This is a genomic window from Jonesia quinghaiensis DSM 15701, assembly GCF_000423205.1.
Taxonomy (GTDB): Bacteria; Actinomycetota; Actinomycetes; order Actinomycetales; family Cellulomonadaceae; genus Jonesia; species Jonesia quinghaiensis.
In genome coordinates this window covers 256,635-275,175 of record NZ_AUHN01000009.1, presented here as the reverse complement: position 1 = coordinate 275,175, position 18,541 = coordinate 256,635, and the positions used below count along the sequence as shown (strand labels likewise).

Genomic DNA, 18,541 nt, shown 5'->3' with positions numbered 1-18,541 from the left:
ACCAAGAGGGGTTCAAACCACTACAGTCGTACATAAGCCCGCCTAGTCATGCACCGCCTAGGCAGCACTCGTGAGGAGCGCACCATGTTTGAAAGATTCACGGATAGAGCACGACGTGTCGTCGTCCTCGCCCAAGAAGAGGCGAGAATGCTCAACCACAACTACATCGGGACTGAGCACATTCTGCTCGGACTCATCCATGAGGGTGAGGGCGTCGCAGCAAAGGCGCTCGAGTCCCTTGGCATCTCGTTGGACGCCGTGCGCTCCCAAGTCACCGAGATTATCGGTGAAGGGCAGCAAGCTCCGAGCGGCCACATCCCCTTCACCCCACGCGCGAAGAAGGTTCTTGAACTTTCCTTGCGTGAGGCGTTGCAGTTGGGCCACAACTACATCGGGACTGAGCACATTCTCCTTGGCCTCATCCGTGAGGGCGAGGGTGTAGCAGCTCAGGTTCTCACCAAGTTGGGAGCTGACCTCAACCGGGTGCGCCAGCAGGTCATCCAGTTGCTTTCTGGCTACCAAGGTAAAGAACCAGCAGGCGTTGGCGCTCCTAATGAGCCCACACCTGCAGGGTCAGCAGTCCTTGACCAGTTTGGCCGCAACCTCACCCAGGCAGCACGTGAGGGAAAGCTTGACCCAGTTATTGGCCGTAGTAAAGAAATTGAGCGCGTGATGCAGGTTTTGTCACGCCGCACAAAAAACAACCCCATCCTCATCGGTGAGCCCGGTGTTGGTAAAACTGCCGTGGTTGAGGGCCTCGCCCAAGACATCATTGCCGGGGATGTACCAGAAACCCTCAAAGACAAGCAGCTGTACACCCTGGACCTTGGGGCTCTTGTTGCCGGGTCACGCTACCGTGGTGACTTCGAAGAGCGACTGAAAAAGGTCCTCAAGGAAATCCGCACCCGTGGTGACATCATCTTGTTCATTGATGAAATCCACACCCTAGTCGGGGCAGGTGCAGCCGAGGGTGCAATCGACGCTGCGTCGATCTTGAAGCCAATGCTTGCTCGTGGTGAACTGCAAACAGTGGGTGCTACCACTCTTGATGAGTACCGCAAGCACATCGAAAAAGACCCAGCCTTGGAACGCCGTTTCCAGCCTATTCAGGTTGCTGAGCCAAGCCTTGCGCACGCCATTGAGATTCTTAAGGGGTTGCGTGACCGCTACGAGGCGCACCACCGGGTCTCCATTACCGATGATGCACTTATTGCGGCAGCGACACTGGCTGACCGGTACATCAACGACCGTTACCTGCCTGACAAAGCAATCGACCTGGTTGACGAAGCAGGTGCGCGTTTGCGTATCCGGCGGATGACTGCGCCACCAGAGTTGCGTGAACTTGACGAGCGCATCGCTGAAGCACGCCGCGAGAAGGAATCTGCGATCGATGAGCAGGACTTCGAAAAAGCTGCGTCACTGCGCGACAAAGAGAAGAACCTGATTCAGGAACGTCAAGACAAAGAGAAAGCCTGGAAGAACGGCGATCTCGACACTGTCTCTGAGGTAGATGAAGACCTCATTGCTGAAGTGTTGGCAATGTCGACCGGTATCCCAGTGACCCGTCTCAACGCAGAGGAATCCCAGCGGATCCTCAACATGGAAGGCGAACTGCACAAGCGTGTTGTTGGTCAAAACCGTGCGATCAAGGCTCTTTCGCAAGCGATTCGCCGTACCCGCGCTGGGTTGAAAGACCCCAAGCGTCCAGGTGGGTCGTTTATCTTCGCTGGTCCAACTGGTGTTGGTAAAACCGAGTTGGCTAAGGCGTTGGCAGAGTACCTGTTCGACGACGAAGACGCACTGATCCAGCTCGACATGTCTGAGTTTGGTGAAAAGCACACCGCCTCACGTCTGTTCGGTTCCCCTCCAGGGTATGTCGGGTATGACGAGGGTGGACAGCTCACTGAGAAGGTGCGCCGTAAGCCATTCTCTGTCGTGTTGTTTGACGAGGTGGAAAAGGCACACGCTGACATCTTCAACTCGCTGTTGCAGATCCTTGAAGAAGGTCGCCTTACCGACTCCCAAGGTCGAGTGGTTGACTTCAAGAACACTGTCATCATCATGACCACTAACCTCGGTTCAAAGGATGTTGCCAAGGGCGTTCAAGTTGGGTTCAACCTCAACAATGACGCAACAACAACCTACGAACGCATGAAGTCGAAGGTCAACGAAGAACTCAAGCAGCACTTCCGCCCAGAGTTCCTCAACCGTGTTGATGACGTCATCGTCTTCCCACAGTTGTCCCGCGAAGAAATCCTCAAGATTGTGGATCTCATGGTTGCCAAGCTCGACAAGCGACTTGCCGATAAGGCAATGAGCATTGAGCTGACACCAGCTGCGAAGCTCCTTCTCGCAGACAAGGGTTACGACCCAGTCCTAGGTGCCCGACCACTGCGTCGTGCCATCCAGCGTGAGATCGAGGACGTCCTGTCAGAGAAGCTACTCTTCGGTGAGTTCAACGCAGGTGACGTCATCCTCGTTGACGCTGAAGGGGAAGGCCTCTTGGGTGAGTTCACGTTCAGCTCGGAACCTAAGTCTGGTCGCGGAACCGTTGCTGTTGCTGTAAACAGCGACGGAAGCGTTGATGTTGATGAGTTGCCAGCGGTTGACTGATCACCGGTAAGACACACAAAGGCTCGGTCCACGCACTGCGTGGACCGAGCCTTTGTTATTGCCTGCTGCTAGCAGGCAATAACTCGTGAAAGTGTTAGTAGATGGCGGCGGATACTACTCAGCTGCCATCACGTGTCCATCTTCGCGCCGCCGTGTGACGTGGTGGGCAAGGAATGCCAGAACAGCCACGGTTGCGCTGACTAGGGCTACAGCCAGGGACGCTAACACGGCATCGTCAAGAACAAGGGGTAGCGCAGCTTCTACGACGTTTTGTGGCGCTCGAATGGCGTTGAGCTGTTCAGCGACTGCTGGGAGCCCCCACACCAGTACGCCCCACAGCACTGCACCAACGATGGCTACACAGGTGGCGGTGATACCTAACGCCCGCAATCGCCACCGCGCTAAGAGGGTGCCGCCGATGACCAGCAGGAAGGCCACAAAGGGCAACCACGCGCCGCTCCACGACAGCAGTGAATAACTGGTTTCTAGGTCAGCAACGCTGCCAATGTCGGCAACGGGAATGACGTAGTCAACCTCGGGAATGTATGGTGCAACCGCAATGTCACGTTCTTCGAGGTAGGTGCGTAGTGACGCGACGAGCGCCCCGCCGTCAACATTGAGAATCCCATCATCGGTGACCGTGAGCCCGGCATCTTGCCGCCCACTTGCTATCGCGATGACGTGGCGGTGAGACAACGAGAGAGAATTCGACCAGGCAGTGGCAAAGGTTTCTGATGCCACAAACTCACCCACATATTCCTCAACGATCTCGGTGAGCTGCGCCGTTGCCCGGTTTTGTGCGAGCGCGCGCAGTGCTGCGGTGAGCCCGTCATTGTCGCCACTTGGGAGGTTAAGTTCGTTCGTTTGCTCAGCGATTGTGTCGATCACAACGGTTGAGATCTCAGTGGTCAGGTATTCCTGAACGGCTGGTTCTTCGGCGAGGGGTGTCAGCGTGGTGGTGAACTCTGCGGTGTCGAGGAGGTGGGTGGAGCCCCAGGCACTCATGAGGCTTAGAGGGGTCGCTATCACTGCCAGGGTGAGGAGGAGCGCGCTGAATAGTGATCGGATCATGGGCGTTCCTCGATGCGTGGTGGCCGGTGGCGTGCCACCTGAGAAGGGGGGGCACTGGTCACCATTGTTCACCGGTTCAGGTGCTTTCGCCCGGCGACACGAGGTTTAGGACAAATCGGCGACTCGTTGCACGGCTTGGTTGATGCTCACTGGTGTGCATCCTTGTTCTATCCAGGCTGCGACTTGGCCTGGTTCATCGCGCATGAGCCCTAACCCGCGTCGCACGAGCGTGAGTGGGGGTTTGCGGGATTCTGCGAGGTCGCGCATCAGTCGGAAAAAGAATGTTTGCAGGCGTGGGCGTTTGATGCACAGTGCGTCTGCGAGTATTCCGGCTTGCCGGGCGTCCTCGATGAGTTGCGCCGCGAAGATTCCTTCGGCAATGAATAGCGGTGCGCCGGTGATGTCGGCGTGTGCCATTCCGGTGCGCCGTGAGGTGGAGATGTCGTAGATCGGGATGTCGCATCGTCCGGTGGTGACTAGGCTGCTGAGCGCGGCGAATGCTTCCGCGCTGTTCCATGATGCTGGTGAGTCCCAGTCCACGATCCCGAACCTGCGTGGCATGTCGGGGTGGTCGTGGTCGTGGTAGAAGTCATCAAGGTTGATGGAGGGGAGCCCGAGCCGTTCTGCGAGGCGTGATTTTCCTGAGCCTGATGGGCCGGTGAGGAGGAGCACCTTCGTCGTGCTGGTTGGTGGCCCTGCGGGGGCGTGTGAGGTGGCGGGCGCAGTGGCGGCGGCTTGCATGTCAGACTCCGAAGGCATGGGTGCCATTCTCTCACCTTAGGGCCCTAGATCTGTATTGCTGAGACCAGGTTCTCACCTGTGCCGCGCACATTGCCTATGGGGTGTGTGGCGTGCCGGGGGAGGGGTGGGGTTGTGCGTGCTCTTCGTGGTGTTCGATGTGGGCGAGGGCCACGTCAAGGAGGTGGCGGATGTGATCGTCGGCTAGTTCGTAGTGGATTTCTCGCCCGTGCCGGTGGGCGGTGACGACGTGGTGAGCTTTGAGAAGCCGTAGGGAGTGAGATACGGCTGATTGGCTGTGTCCGATGAGGTCACTGAGGTCGCTGACTCGGGTTGGCCCGTTAAGGAGGGCAGACACGATTCGAATGCGCCCTGGGTCGCTGAGGATGCTGAAGGTGTCGGCGAGGTGCTCTGCAGTGTGTGGAGTGATGATGCGTGGGCTGCTGGAGGTCACGGTGTCCTTCAAAGCGTTGACGGGCTTAGGGGTGGGCGGTTGTGCCTGTTGTGCACACCTGGCTGCGTGGTTCGCATTGGATTGTAGCGTGGGGAATGTTGTGGTCGCTGGCAAAGAGGCGAAGCGCTGCGGTCAGTATGCGCTGGTGGTTGGTGGGGTCGTCGATGATCAGGTGAGCGCTCGCTGCGTGGGTGTCGGTGGTGATGCTCCAGACGTGTAGGTCATGAACGTCGATGACGCCGGGGATGGTGAGTAGGTCCCTGCGCAGCTGTGTGAGGTTGGTTTCTGGTGGCGCTGATTCCAGCAGGATGCGCAGTGCGGTGCGGGCGAGGGCCCAGGTGCGGGGAATGATGAACACGGCGATGCCCAGGGCAACGGCGGTGTCGATCCACACCCAGCCGGTGGTGGCAACGAGCATGGCCCCGACTATCACTGCGAGGGAACCGATGAGGTCGGCGAGGACTTCGAGCCTAGCGCCGGTGAGGTTGAGGTTGGTCTTGGAGCCGCTTGCGAGGAGCCGCCACACGATGATGTTGACTGCTAGCCCGGCGCTCGCTGTGATGAGGAGGGGTGTGGTGGCGAGGGTATGTTGCGCGCCGATGCGGGAGAACGCTTCGTAGAGCACGTACCCGGCAACCCCGGTGAGGAGGGCGGCGTGGGCTAGGGCGGTGAGGACTTCGAGGCGGTGTGAGCCGTAGGTGCGCCGTGTGCTGGGTGTGCGTTGAATGGCTGTGACGGCGAGCAGGGCTAGGAGTAGGCCGATGCTGTCTGTTCCCATGTGGGCGGCGTCGGCGATAAGGGCTAGGGATCCGGTGAGGTGCCCTGCGATGAGCTCGACCACCATGAAGGTGAGGGTGAGGCAGAGCGCTATGGTCAGGATGCGTTGGTGATGGCGGGCTTCGTTGGGTTCTGTGGGGTGGGGGATGTGGTGTGAGTGGTTGTGTCCCATGGTGCCTCGTCTCGAGAATATGAAAGCATGAACATTCTTTCATATATTAGCGGGTGAGAAAAGTGACACAATGACAATGTGGTCAGACCACAGCGTGCAATGGCGAAATCTCAGGGATAGCATGAGGGCATGCAGACCTACGAGACCGTCCTAATGCGCATCGAGAGCGGTCTAGCGCAGGGCAGATGGGAACTAGGCGACCACCTCCCCTCAGAGCGATCCCTCGCTGAAGAATTCGCTGTATCCCGAGCGTCCATCCGCGAAGCGCTCCGAGTCCTCGAAGCCATGGGAATCATTACCCGAGGCACCGGATCGGGGCCAGAAGCAGGCGCCGTCCTCGTCGACCGACCAGCCGCCGGCCTCGGCGCAGCCATCAAACTCCACGTAGCCTCCGGTGCGATGCCCGTCCACGACGTCGTGCAAATGCGGCTCCTCATTGAAACCTGGGCCGCGCAAACGGTCGCCATGCGATGCGCCGCTGAACACCTCCACTCCCCAGCAGACGAGGACTCCTGCCTCAATCGGGCCGTTGCGCTCCTGCACGACATGGAAGACAGCGCACTCAACCACGTCGAGTTCCAGCGCCTCGACACCGAATTCCACGTTGAACTTGTTGCCCTTGCTGGCAACACGCTCTGCGAAGCAACAATGCTTGGCCTGCGTCAAGCAATCGCTGACTATGTGGCAGTAGGGAGCGCTCGCATCGACGACTGGTCGGCTCTGGCGCATCTTCTCATGGATGAACACCGGCAGATCATCACCGCATTACAAACTGGTGATGCTAGTGGGGCAGCAAGTGCTGTGGAGCAACACATTGAAGGGTTCTACCGCCGTGCCCTAGGGCACGGCAATTACTGACCCGCGCCACCTGCCAGGCAAGGGTTGTGAGAAAATGGTGCGGTCACGCGCGTACTGAGCGGCGATGCGTGGCCATCCACACCACCGCGGTGCAGACGATTGCCACGGCGCTAAACGCTGCGACCCACCCAACGATGACGTTGGGGTTTTGGTCACCGAGGCGCGCCACACTCACCCAGGTCAAGCCCCAAGCGATAGCGAGCGGCGCGGTGACGAGGCCAGGGAGACGGAATGTCAAGGCCACAGCAATGATGACTGCGATGATGATCAGCAGAATCGCCCAAAAAGTTCCGCCGGGTGGGATGTCTTCAACGCCGTAAAACACCAAAGCAGATGCCACGTTGGGGATGGATGCTACGGCAACCCACCCGACATAGAGCCCAAACACTGCGCGCCACGCTAGCTGAGCGGCCGTTGGTAGTGATGAGTTCGGGACAAGGGCAATGGCGATGACACACAACACTGCGAGCAGTAGGAAAATAACAAGAACGGACAACCAGAGCAGTTCAAACCGGACGGTAAAAATCCACCCCACATTGAGGATTAATGAGGCGGTCACCCAGGGCCATATTTCTTGGAAAAGTGCGCTGTCGCGAATCCGTGGGTTGAGGTTCCACACCGCCAAAGCGACCAAGCCTAGGTAGATCACAGTCCAGATGCTGAACGCCGGAGTGTCGGGGGCAACTAATGTCGCGTCCGGAGCTAACACCCCACCGGCAGTCTCTGTCATGGACATTCCACCAAAGACCCCGGAGCCGTACATCGCGCCAAATAGCGCGAGAATAGCGGTGACAAGGACGATCAGGGATGGGGTAAGCGTGTTCTTCTCTGACATGTCTTCCTCTCAAAGATGGGGGTGGACAGCCAAACCGATGCGGAGAAGTCCCCACTCCACACATCAGATCAGACCATTACGCCACAGAGTTTGGCATCATTTTCCTTGAGTACCTATCACCTCGCAACGGGAAGTCAATGAACAGCCACTCTTGGGACGACATTTCTGACACGACGCAGCCCATGCGTTACCTGCTCGCGCTGAGCGACGGTCAGCGGTACGCTCTCACCACCCCCACACTGATCGGCCGTAACCCCCACCGTGAACAGGGCGAGGAATCCTTCGCCTGCGTAATGATCACCGATCCAGACCGGACTGTCTCAAAAACGCACCTGCTTATCGCAGTTGACTCGGCGGGACCTTACGTTATGGACAGGCGATCAACTAACGGCACTGTGGTCACCCTGCCCGACCATCAACAAATAATCTGCGGCCCTGGACAGCGCGTACGGTTCAGCACAGGGACAACGATCCTCTTTGGTCAGTTCTCACTCAGTGTTGAACTGCACCGCTAGCCATCTGACCGAATCAAAGGAGTAACGATGGACCACGCATGGGGAGCGGCGACATCACACGGCAATCGCCGGACAGTCAACGAAGACTCATTCCTCGCGGGCCTGCCGGTGTTCGTCGTTGCTGACGGGATGGGAGGTCACCAACACGGTGACATTGCTTCCGCGATCGCAGTAGACGAATTTTCCCGCCTATCCCAGTACTCAGTGATCAACCCTGACCTCGTGGACGCAACGTTCCAACGCGCCGCAAACAGGCTACGAGATTCACTGACTGAAGGGGTGGGCGGCACCACGGTATGTGGTGTGGGGGTCACGTTGCAAGATGGTGCACCCTACTGGTTGGTCTTCAACTTGGGAGACTCGCGCGCCTACCGGCTCCAGGGTGCCCGCGAACCGCGTTCCACTGAAAACGGTATGACCACCCGGCTCGAGCAGATCTCCGTGGACCACTCAGTGGTGCAAGAACTCATCGAACGTGGCGCGGTTGACCCCTCAGCTGCTCACACCCACACACAACGTCACGTCATCACCAAAGCGCTTGAAACGCAGAGCATACCGTTACCGGATTATTGGATGCTCCCAGTGGAGTCTGGTGATGAGATCATGCTGTGTTCTGATGGATTGACGGACGAGCTTGCCGATGAAGAGATAGAGGCTATTTGGGCAACAGCCCTCAACCCTCAACACGCTGCGGAACAACTCGTTGCGGGGGCAGTAACTGCCGGTGGACGAGACAACGTGACAGTCGTTATCGTCACCAGCAGCGTGGTAGGTTACGCAGCATCCCAAGTGCAAGAAAGCACGGGAGCGATAAGCGCTGAAACAGGGGAGATACCCGCTGCTTTAGCATTGGAAGAGAGCCTTGAGCACACCACGCCAAGGTACCCCAGGAGTTAACATGATGCTGTGCCGCACTGGTCAAGGAAACCTCTTGACTGTGGCGAGGGACAATACGTTCATTGTGCTGCGCCCTCGCGCTGCCGAACACCCCCTCGATCGAGAGATGGGGGTCCACTTGTGGCATGCCCTGGCATCGGAACGTGGTGTCCAAAAATGTATGAGTTTGTTAGCGCAAAATGGCTTAGAAGAGATGCCAGATTTTGCGTTAATCACTGTGCGAGGCGCTGGCTTGCACGTCATTGTGCGGGGCTTTTTTACGGTCCTACTCCTCAATCACGACGGGCGTTATTCCTCCGTTGACGCTGATGGTGCTGCCACGTGGCGTGAGTACGCCGAACTTCCCGCAGCAGAGTTTTGCATTCGTGGGGTTCCCGGGCTGACATTAACTGGCGCAGATTCATCATATTTGGCGTCCGGTGTCGCATCCGTATCGATCCTGTGTTCCCTCGGGTGGGATGACCCTGATGACCCAGTCACCTCCATTGAGCAACCCCCAACCGGTGCTCACAACATGGGCGCACTTCTCGACGCAGCAACAGCACACGATGCCCCGCTACACCGCGACGCTCACATACCCGATGCGCTGACCCCGCACGTCAAAGCGTGGGAGCAACGGCAAGGCGCCGTTACCCAGGTGATGCCTGTCATAGAAGATGACCCACGGCTTGCTGACGCTGAAGCGCGTAAAAAATCCGCCGCATCGGGCGCACCTGCACAACCCGCATCAAGCATGCAGCGCCCCACCCCAGAATCCGGTGCACACGCAGCCCACGCCCCTGTCTCGCCCGTCTCAGGGGCAACACGGATGCCCCAGCAGGTGTCCTCCGCAATCGCCTCAGGGGCGATCCCTCTGCCAGATCTTGCCGATGCCCACCTGGGCTACCAGCACAAAACAGCGACACAATCCACCATGCCACCGCCCCCTCCGCCCAGCTTGCCCCGTTTAGGGGAAGCCACCCAACCAGGGCTCCCGGCGTACGTCACTGAGCTAGAAAGCCGTCACGATGAGGCCTACCGGCCGCGCCCAGCGGCACCGCAACCAGCAGGGATCGACAAAGAACACACACCAACTCCGGCGCCACCCGCTCCGGAGAAGCCTCAGTCACTCACGGAACCCCACATTGGGGACAGCACCATCACCGCTCACCACGACGCCGATGATAACCACGCTGGCTCTGACAGCGACGGTGACACCAGCTCCACCATCCTGACCGGAAATCTTGTGGAGTACCGCCAAGCGATGGCACACGGCTCTGAACTTCCCGTCCCAGAGGACCCCGTTTCAACCCAACGTGCCGTGCCAGTCCCTGCCCTGCGACTGTCCAACGGTGTTCGCATCCCACTAGACCGCACAGTCCTCATTGGCCGCGCCCCCCAAGCCTCCAGGCTCCCCGTCCACGAGTTACCACGTCTCGTCAACGTAGCCAGCCCCAACAATGATGTGTCGCGAACCCACGCCCAAGTGCGCATCGACGGTGAACTCGTCCTGGTCACAGACCTCAACTCCACCAACGGGTTACTCCTGACCGAACCAGGCCAACAACCACGACGTCTACACCCTGACGAGCCCACCCCACTGACACCAGGAACACTGGTTGACCTGGGTGACGGCGTGACCTTCGAACTTGAGGTCACCAGATGAACGGACGCCGCCAACCCTCCATCCCTCCCAAGATTCCCGGCTTCGAATACGTCGGGCTGTTAGGCATGGGCGGATTCGCTGACGTCTTCGAATACCGGCAAGACTTCCCACGCCGCCCAGTCGCTGTGAAGGTCCTGCTTTCCACCTCGCTCGATGCTGGTGCCCGTGACTCGTTCTTCGCTGAAGCCAACATCATGGCCCGGCTCTCCCAGCACCCCTCGATCGTCACCATCCACCAAGCAGCCATCGCCTCTGACGGGCGCCCCTACTTTGTGATGGAATTCTGTGCCAAACCCTCCCTTGGTGCACGGTTCCGTTCAGAACGCATCTCCGTTGCGGAAACACTACGCACCGGGGTGCGCGTCGCCTCAGCAGTAGAAACAGCACACCGGTCCGGGGTGCTTCACCGCGACATCAAACCAGCGAACATTTTGGCCACCGACTTCGGGTGGCCCGCCTTGACTGACTTCGGGATCGCTGGGGCAGTGGGAGACAAACTAGCCGCCGCAGGCATGTCCATTCCATGGGCCCCGCCTGAAATGTTGCTTGATGAACCCTATGGTGACGCGCGCTCTGACGTGTACTCACTTGGCGCAACAATGTACTCCTTGCTCGCCGGGCGCTCACCCTTTGAATTACCGGGGCAATCAAATAGCCCCACGGACCTCATCACCCGCATCGAACGCGCCCAACTGCCAGCCATTGGACGTATCGACGTCCCACAAGAGCTCGACGCTGTGCTAGCGCGGGCCATGGCACGCGACCCCAACCACAGGTTCTCCTCAGCGTTGGCATTCGCCCACGCACTACAAAATATTGAACGCCAACTTCAACTCCCGGTAACCGGCGTTGACGTTCCAGACATCACCCCAACAGCTCCTCAAACATCGGCTGCGTCCCCGGCGAAACCAGCCTCGGAACGTTCCGTCACTGTTGTTCGCGGGCAAGACACCAGCGCCTCCAGCGCCCATACGGCAACAGGTCTAGCGCCAAGCACCATCGCGCCATCAGCACATTCTGCCCCGCTCCCAAGCGACACCACCGGTGGGCCAGGCAATAGCGTGCTGACGGGGCAAGAGGACATCGTCACACGGATGCGTAGCGTGTCAACCATTAACCCTGAGGTGGAAACCGAGGCGGATAAAGCCACGCGTCTACGCCCCATCACCACCATCAACTACGAGATTCCAGAGCAAAGCGCCGCGCCAGCGCAAGGGCAAGCTCCAGGAACACCTGGGCAACAAGGGTGGTCAGCACAACTAGCGCAACGGGCGAATGACAAAAGTTTTGAGCCCCGACAGTTTGAAGACACTGACGACAAAGCCCCAGACTTCTACGATGCTATGCACCGTTCTGCGGCAACTGGGCGCGCTCGCCGCCGCCGGGGCAAGATGCTCATCACAGTTGTTTCGCTGCTCGCGCTTATAGCCATGCTCGTGTATATCGGGCAGAATATATTGAACAACGAGGCACCAACTGGCAACAGTACAGAGCCGATCTACGATGACGCGCCAGACCTCAACCTCACCGACTCTGTACCGTCAGTTATCAACCTTCGGGTTGCTCAGCAGAGCGATTCATCGGTGACATTTACGTGGGACAACCCGCAACCAGCACCAGGAGATAGTTACCTGTGGCGCGTCGTGAACGTCACCGGCTCTGGCACGCCAACACGAACTGACACTGCGCTCGCCCAGATACCGCTGCTGGACGACAGCGATTCAGTGTGTGTGGAGGTGTCGTTGGTGAGAGAAAATGGTAAGGCGTCCACGACGCCAACAAGGGAGTGCACCGAGTGAAACTATTGCCCTTGCGCAATAGAGGGAAGCAGCAGGATCGTACGACGCATATGTCCCCCTCGCGGATGTCGTCGATCGCTGCAGGGATTGCTGTGCCCGCTGTTTTAGCGACGCTAGCTATCATCAACCCCGGTTACGACATTTCTGATGTTGATCTCAATGACGGAACCGTGTGGGTCACGAACAGCACGGAACTCAAAGCTGGGCGCTTCAACGCCAAAGTCCGTGAACTCAACGGTGGTGTTATCCCTACCGAACAACGCTTTGATGTGCTCCAAGACGGTCAAGACATCATCATGCATCAAGGTGCCACGCTCTCTCACGTGGACCCCGCGAATATGGCCATCGACGTTGTCGCTCAAATGCCCGCTGGTGCCACTGTTGACATGTTTTCCGGTGCGGTCAGTGTCATTGACCCTAGCGGTAGTTTATGGATCAAGCGAGCATCGGACCTGCAAAGCATCGACGACACCACCCCCGCGGATGCTGACCTTGCCGACGGGGCTGTGGCTACGGTGGGGCGCGATGGGGCAACGTATGCGTGGGACCCATCGAGCGGAAACGTCACAACATATGTGATGGGCGGCGCACAAGCTAGCCAAACAGGTGTTGTTGAATTAGCCGATGCAACGGGAATTGCCGTTGACCCCACTGTCCCTGCGTTAACCCCCCAGATCACAACCGTAGGCACCCGCCCCGTCGTAGCTGTGGGCACTACCGTGTACACGGAAAAGCAGTCAGTTGCCCTAACAAGCTACGGTTCAACTCTGCGTTTGGCCGACAATACCGGCGCTGGTTCCGACGTTGTGGTCGCAACTGACCGGTCGCTGTTGTCGATCAACCTTGACTCGGGAGAAGTCACAGAACTTGCATCGGGAGCACAAGGCGTCCCAGCGACACCCGTGGCTTTGAATGACTGCCTCTATGGTGCGTGGGCTTCAAGTTCGATGAACTACATCAATACTTGTGATGACGTAGGCATGCAAAGCATCGAGGGGTTAACTGAAGCGTCATCCCCAGTGTTCCGGGTCAACCGCAACATCATTGTGCTCAATGATGTTGCGCAAGGGCGCGTGTGGTTGCCGGAGAACATCCCCACCCCGGAGGAACCCAACTGGACTGAAGTTCAGGCTCCAGATTCTCCTGACAATGAGAACAACAATGATGATGAATCTGAAGTGGTGCAGTCCAACACCGCTGAGTGTTTAGCTGACGACCGCGCACCCAACGCCAATGATGACGACCTTGGGGTGCGGGCAGGGCGTACAACAATCCTCAACATTTTGGGAAACGACACAGTGGGGCAGTGCGGGATTATCGCAGTGTCAGAGACGAGCGCGTTGCCGGATAGTTTTGGCTCCGTTGAGATGATCCACGCTGGCCGTTCGCTGCAAGTCACTGTCGACAAAAATGCAACCGGCACACAGGAGTTCACATACACGATTGCCGACGGCCGGGGGAAGAACCCGCCATCTACCGCAACCGTAACGTTGACTGTTTCAGATGAGGCCAGTAACTCCGCCCCAGAGCAGATCCAAGATTCCCGCTTCGATGTGGAGCAAGGCGCCCAGGCCACCTACAACGTGTTGGCTGACTACCTTGACCCAGACGGTGATCAGATGGTGTTGGAATCAGCGTCACTGGAATCTGAAGAAGGCGCAGTACGCGCCAGCCAAGATGGAATTCTGACCTATATTGCCGACATTGATCAGCAAGGTGTCCAACAAGTTGACGTTGTCATTAGTGACGGTACAGAACGCATCACCTCAACTGTTGCCGTTGAGGTCGCTGCGGCAGGGACGCTACCTCCTACCGTTGACCCCATCCACCATGTGACGTACGTTTCCTCAGATGTTGAGGTCAACGTGTTGTCCGCGGTGAACCTGCGGTCGGTGGAGCCTGCGCGTCTAGCGGGAGTTGAAGAGGTCGCGGGAACCACGATCACCCCTGATCTTGATTCGGGTACTTTTACGTTCTCCGCACCAACACCGGGTACGTACTATGTGCGGGCAACTATTGTTTCTCCCCCACACAGTGTTACTGGACTTGTCCGTATTGATGTGCGTGAGTGGCCTGGTGAACCGTTACCGCCAGTGGCAGTGTCAGATGTTGCGTTGTTGCCAGCTGGTGGGCAGGTCACTGTTGCGCCGCTTGCTAACGACTATGACCCTAATGGTGGGGTATTAGTTATCACTGGGGTGACGGCGTCGGAAGACTCGGCGTTGTCCATCGGTGTGACCGAACACCGGTTTGTCACGATTAAATCCAGGCTGACGCTGACAGAACCGGAGGTCGTGACGTATGAGATCGACAACGGGTATGCGAAAGTCAGCGGAAATATCCTGGTGCAACCCACTGAGCCCTCTACACAGCAGCGGGCGCCGGAAGTAAAACCCATTACAGCGACTGTTCGCACTGGTGGGGTAGTGACCATCCCCGTTCTCGACTATGCAACGGATGCTGATGGTGACCGTATTTCCGTGGTTCAAGACTTACCGGAACCGCTCCCAGAAGACCAAGGTCTACTTTTTGTCTCGGGTGATGTCATCCGATACCAAGCACCTCAAGATCCCCGCACCACAACCACCACGTTCTCTGTGCGTGATGAACACGGCAACGTATCCAATGGCCAATTAACGATTTTGGTTCACGAGTCGGACCCGGAAGCAAAACAACCGCCAAGCCCGCGGAACATTACGGCACGTGCCTACGCTGGGGAAACTATTCGTATTCCGATTCCGTTGACCGGGATCGATGTTGATGGTGATGGTGTGACCCTGCTGGGTTTGGGCGACGAGGCCCCCGTTCAGGGGTTCATCAGTGCACAGGGCGCGAACTGGTTGGAGTACACAGCTTCGCGTACTGCGCGTGGGACTGACGTGTTCACCTACGCGGTAGAGGATTGGACTGGTCAGCGTTCTATTGCCAGTGTCCGCGTGGGGCTTGTTGAGAAGCCTGAAGGTGCACTTCCCATTGTCGCCACCGATGATGAGGTCACGGTTGAGCCAGGTGCATCGGTTGAGGTTCGGGTTCTCCGCAATGACATTGACCCGTCTGGTCTTGATCTGTCCTTGCAACCTCTCCCTCAAGTTGAGGGCATTATTGCTGTAGTTTCTGAGCGGCGAATTGCTGTTGAGGTTCCGCGAAACGCTGAAGAGAAAACGTACGCCATTCCTTACAGTGTGACCAACCCGGTTGGTGGGACTGCCTCGGCTGTGTTGCGTGTCCACGTTTCTGCTGAAGCGGGTATTGCTGCGCCAATTGCCGAAGACATCGTTGTTGCACCAACTGAAGTGGTTGACAAACAAACCGTTGAAGTTGACGTGATGGAAGTCGCTGAGAACCCGTCCGGGCCTCTCAGCGACCTGGACTTGTCGATCCCGCCCAGCCACTCAGAAGCAGCAGCAGTTTCCCCAGGTGGCAAAGTGATGGTGACGTTATCGAGCACTACACAGACCATTCCTTATCGGTTGTCGAACCGCAACGATAGTTCCGCGTACACATACGCGTTTATTACTGTGCCAGCTTTGGGTGACTTCCCACCGACAGTACGCCCGAAGGTGCGCGAATTACGTGTTGCTAGCGGCTCTGAAATCACAATTCCGTTGGCTGAATTTGTTCAGGTGGGACCAGGTAAAACTGCGCGAGTGTTAAACCCTCAAACGGTGACAGCAACCCAAAGCGACGGCAGCTCGTTGGTGGTTGATGACACCACGTTGCGTTTCGTTTCGTCACCAGGTTTCTCCGGAACAGCTTCGATCACTTTTGAAGTGTGGGATTCGCAAACGCAGTCAGAATCTGGCCGATCAGCTGTCCTCACGTTGCCCATCACAGTGTTCGCGGAGGAGGACCTACCACCGGCCTTCTCACCCACAGTGGTTCGAGTGCCGCAGGGGTCTGATCCAGTGAGTGTTGATTTGAACCTCTTCACCACCCCCGCTGATGGTGCGGAGAACGCCCAGTTCGGGTTCCGAGTTGCAAGCCCTGCAACGTCTGGTTTTGTGGCAGGAATTGACGGGTCAACGTTGAACGTTTCCGCACCACCGGAGCTTGCGCGTGGCACCCAAGGTTCGCTCGCAGTGACGATCAATTATGGGCTAGCAGGTTCCACTCAGGTCACGGTGCCGTTTGAGGTTGTTGCCTCGACAAAACCCTTGGCTTCGGTGAGTAATAAAGATGTCCTTGCTGATGCTGGTGTGTCGCAAACTGTTGATCTTTTAGTTGGCGCATACGACCCAGTGGGGTTGGGGTTGCGCATCACTAGTGTGCGCGTGTTGACCTCCGGTACGGGAACGACCGCATCGGTGCAGGGCAATAAGGTGGCGGTCACTCCGGGCGGTGATTTCTCAGGCACTGTTCGGATTGCTGCAACGATCACTGACGGACTCAATGACCCGAACCGTAACATTGAGGCCACCGTCAATGTCACGGTCCGTAAGGTTCCCGATGCGCCGCGCACCCCGCGTGTTTCTTCACCGTCGAACCGGTCAGTGACTGTTGCGTGGGATGCCCCCAACGCCAACGGGGCTGTCATCACCGACTACCGGGTGACAGCGCAACCGGGTGGCCAAGTACAACAGTGTTCCTCAACGAGTTGCACAATAACTGGGTTAACGAATGGCACCGAGTACCGGTTTACTGTTGCTGCACGCAACGATGTTGGGTACTCGGATGAGTCACCGGTGTCGAGCGGTATCACCCCTGATGTGTTGCCCGGTGCCCCAGGTACACCGCAACTCACTGACGGCGATGGGCAAATCACCGCAACGTGGGATCGGGCGTCCAACGAAGGTTCCGCGATTCGCTCTTACACGGTAGAGATTTCCCCAGGTGTGGGTGATCAAGGAGTTACCGTTCGTGAAGTAACCGGAACAAACACCACCATCACTGGCCTAACAAACGGGACGTCATACAAGGTCCGTGTGCGTGCTAACAACTCTGCCGCAACAGAGGGTGGCGCTGGGCCATGGAGCCCGATGTCCGCCTCCGCGACTCCTGCCGGTCCACCAAGCGCACCGTCAGCATCGGCGCGGCTTGGCGGTTCCCAAGAAATTAAAGTGTCGTGGAAACTCGACTCCACAAATGGTGCGGCTCTGCGTAACTACACGGTGACCGTGTTGCAAGGCGGCAATGAAGTGCGCACTGTGACCCTCGATGCGAACGTGACTGACTGGTCATTCAACCGGGCGGAAGACGGCGTGGACTACCGGTTTGCGGTACGCGCAATCAACCGCGCTGGTACTTCACGCCCGGGAACCACTGAGGCGATCTCGACGTTCTCAGCGCCCAATGCACCGAACGCCGGGTCAACGTCAGTGGACGACAACCGGGACTACGCGCAAGGCGGCAAGATCACCTTGAACTGGTCAGCGCCATCAAACACCGGTGGTGCGAATATTGCGATCACACACTATGAGATCGCTGGTATTGACCAGCGCATTAGCGGCACCAGTTACTCACTAGATGGGCTCACCCCAGGGCAAGCCACCTCCACCCACCGGGTGCGCGCCTGTAATACCCGGGGCGCCTGCTCAGACTGGTCCACGCTACCCAGTGCAACACCACTCACCAGACCACAACGCCCGTCTGTTAGCGCTAGCTTCACCTCCGATTTCTCGGATTTCACAGTGACAATTACTGGCCGAAATGCGGGAGGTTATTCCGGTGTTTCTTATGAATACCGAATCAACGGTGGGGCATGGAGGGGCGCTAATCCTGGTGACTCTATCGACCCTCCTGGGAATACAGAGTCGAGCGAACAGTCAGGACAGATTCTTATCGAGGCTAGGGCGAAGAATGACTCTGGGTTTAGTGCCATTGAATCCACTTCACTAACCTTGCGCCAGCCAAATGCGCCCACGATCACTCAAATCAACGCGTGGTGGGAAGGCGCGATTGAAATGAAGTGGACGTCAGCGCCGAGCCGGGGCTATGCGGTTAAAGAATATGAAGCCTGCTGGTCTGTTCGCGGTTCCACGTGTTCGAACTGGCAACGTGTTGGCGGAAAAGACGCAGACGAAGCAAGGATGGACTTGGCGGATGACAACAAACTGCCTGAGGAAGGTAGTGGAGAGTTCGATCTCCACCTGAGGGCAGTGACCAACACCGGTAACGGTGCAACAACCGTCACAGGGTTCACTTACACTCGGTAAGGCAGCCAGCAGAAA

General features: G+C 57.8%; 12 protein-coding genes. 7 read left to right on the top strand and 5 right to left on the bottom strand.

What is annotated here, in order from left to right; genetic code table 11:
• Positions 1-84 precede the first annotated feature (84 nt).
• Positions 85-2,613 carry an ATP-dependent Clp protease ATP-binding subunit gene (locus G538_RS0109025; RefSeq protein ID WP_029069074.1) on the top strand — a complete coding sequence of 843 codons (2,529 nt, stop codon included), beginning with the start codon at positions 85-87 and terminating at the stop codon, positions 2,611-2,613.
• Positions 2,614-2,727: 114 nt separating this feature from the next.
• Here the strand turns inward: G538_RS0109025 and G538_RS0109020 are convergent, their stop codons facing one another.
• The 4 genes from G538_RS0109020 to G538_RS15945 form a co-directional block, all read right to left on the bottom strand.
• Entirely contained in the window at positions 2,728-3,684 is a 957-nt protein-coding gene (locus G538_RS0109020) for a hypothetical protein (protein ID WP_029069073.1), read from the bottom strand.
• A gap of 105 nt (positions 3,685-3,789) precedes the next feature.
• Entirely contained in the window at positions 3,790-4,452 is a 663-nt protein-coding gene (locus G538_RS0109015) for a uridine kinase family protein (RefSeq protein WP_245566829.1), read from the bottom strand.
• A gap of 67 nt (positions 4,453-4,519) precedes the next feature.
• A complete protein-coding gene (locus G538_RS15950) occupies positions 4,520-4,876 on the bottom strand; it encodes an ArsR/SmtB family transcription factor (RefSeq protein ID WP_211218600.1) in 357 nt (118 codons plus the stop codon).
• A gap of 25 nt (positions 4,877-4,901) precedes the next feature.
• Entirely contained in the window at positions 4,902-5,825 is a 924-nt protein-coding gene (locus G538_RS15945; RefSeq protein ID WP_051196822.1) for a cation diffusion facilitator family transporter, read from the bottom strand.
• A gap of 129 nt (positions 5,826-5,954) precedes the next feature.
• Here G538_RS15945 and G538_RS0109000 point away from each other — a divergent pair, with 129 nt between their 5' ends.
• Positions 5,955-6,683: a FadR/GntR family transcriptional regulator gene (locus G538_RS0109000; RefSeq protein ID WP_029069071.1), complete on the top strand. Its 729-nt coding sequence runs from the start codon at positions 5,955-5,957 to the stop codon at positions 6,681-6,683.
• Positions 6,684-6,726: 43 nt separating this feature from the next.
• Here G538_RS0109000 and G538_RS0108995 read toward each other — a convergent pair whose 3' ends face one another.
• A complete protein-coding gene (locus G538_RS0108995; RefSeq protein ID WP_029069070.1) occupies positions 6,727-7,518 on the bottom strand; it encodes a hypothetical protein in 792 nt (263 codons plus the stop codon).
• Positions 7,519-7,655: 137 nt separating this feature from the next.
• On the opposite strand from G538_RS0108995, the gene G538_RS0108990 reads away from it, so the two are divergent.
• From G538_RS0108990 to G538_RS15940, 5 genes are read left to right on the top strand one after another with little or no spacing between them, the layout of a single operon-like run.
• Positions 7,656-8,033: an FHA domain-containing protein gene (locus G538_RS0108990; RefSeq protein WP_029069069.1), complete on the top strand. Its 378-nt coding sequence runs from the start codon at positions 7,656-7,658 to the stop codon at positions 8,031-8,033.
• A gap of 27 nt (positions 8,034-8,060) precedes the next feature.
• Positions 8,061-8,930 (top strand): PP2C family protein-serine/threonine phosphatase, encoded by an 870-nt coding sequence (locus G538_RS0108985; protein ID WP_029069068.1) that lies wholly within the window; start codon positions 8,061-8,063, stop codon positions 8,928-8,930.
• A 1-nt stretch (position 8,931) separates the two neighbouring features.
• Positions 8,932-10,575: an FHA domain-containing protein gene (locus G538_RS0108980; protein WP_029069067.1), complete on the top strand. Its 1,644-nt coding sequence runs from the start codon at positions 8,932-8,934 to the stop codon at positions 10,573-10,575.
• Complete coding sequence (locus tag G538_RS0108975) at positions 10,572-12,374, top strand: serine/threonine-protein kinase (RefSeq protein ID WP_029069066.1); 1,803 nt, start codon at positions 10,572-10,574, stop codon at positions 12,372-12,374. The genes G538_RS0108980 and G538_RS0108975 overlap by 4 nt, the downstream gene beginning before the upstream one ends.
• 50 nt (positions 12,375-12,424) lie before the next feature.
• A complete protein-coding gene (locus tag G538_RS15940; protein ID WP_084618256.1) occupies positions 12,425-18,526 on the top strand; it encodes an Ig-like domain-containing protein in 6,102 nt (2,033 codons plus the stop codon).
• The last annotated feature ends 15 nt before the right edge of the window (positions 18,527-18,541 follow it).

Excerpts from the sequence above, each read along its gene's own strand:
- G538_RS0109015 (WP_245566829.1), bottom strand. The coding sequence starts at position 4,452 with ATGGCACCCATGCCTTCGGAGTCTGACATGCAAGCCGCCGCCACTGCG.
- G538_RS0109025 (WP_029069074.1), top strand. The coding sequence starts at position 85 with ATGTTTGAAAGATTCACGGATAGAGCACGACGTGTCGTCGTCCTCGCC.
- G538_RS0109000 (WP_029069071.1), top strand. The coding sequence starts at position 5,955 with ATGCAGACCTACGAGACCGTCCTAATGCGCATCGAGAGCGGTCTAGCG.
- G538_RS0108975 (WP_029069066.1), top strand. The coding sequence starts at position 10,572 with ATGAACGGACGCCGCCAACCCTCCATCCCTCCCAAGATTCCCGGCTTC.
- G538_RS0108985 (WP_029069068.1), top strand. The coding sequence starts at position 8,061 with ATGGACCACGCATGGGGAGCGGCGACATCACACGGCAATCGCCGGACA.
- G538_RS0108995 (WP_029069070.1), bottom strand. The coding sequence starts at position 7,518 with ATGTCAGAGAAGAACACGCTTACCCCATCCCTGATCGTCCTTGTCACC.
- G538_RS0109020 (WP_029069073.1), bottom strand. The coding sequence starts at position 3,684 with ATGATCCGATCACTATTCAGCGCGCTCCTCCTCACCCTGGCAGTGATA.
- G538_RS0108980 (WP_029069067.1), top strand. The coding sequence starts at position 8,932 with ATGATGCTGTGCCGCACTGGTCAAGGAAACCTCTTGACTGTGGCGAGG.
- G538_RS15940 (WP_084618256.1), top strand. The coding sequence starts at position 12,425 with ATGTCCCCCTCGCGGATGTCGTCGATCGCTGCAGGGATTGCTGTGCCC.
- G538_RS0108990 (WP_029069069.1), top strand. The coding sequence starts at position 7,656 with ATGAACAGCCACTCTTGGGACGACATTTCTGACACGACGCAGCCCATG.
- G538_RS15945 (WP_051196822.1), bottom strand. The coding sequence starts at position 5,825 with ATGGGACACAACCACTCACACCACATCCCCCACCCCACAGAACCCAAC.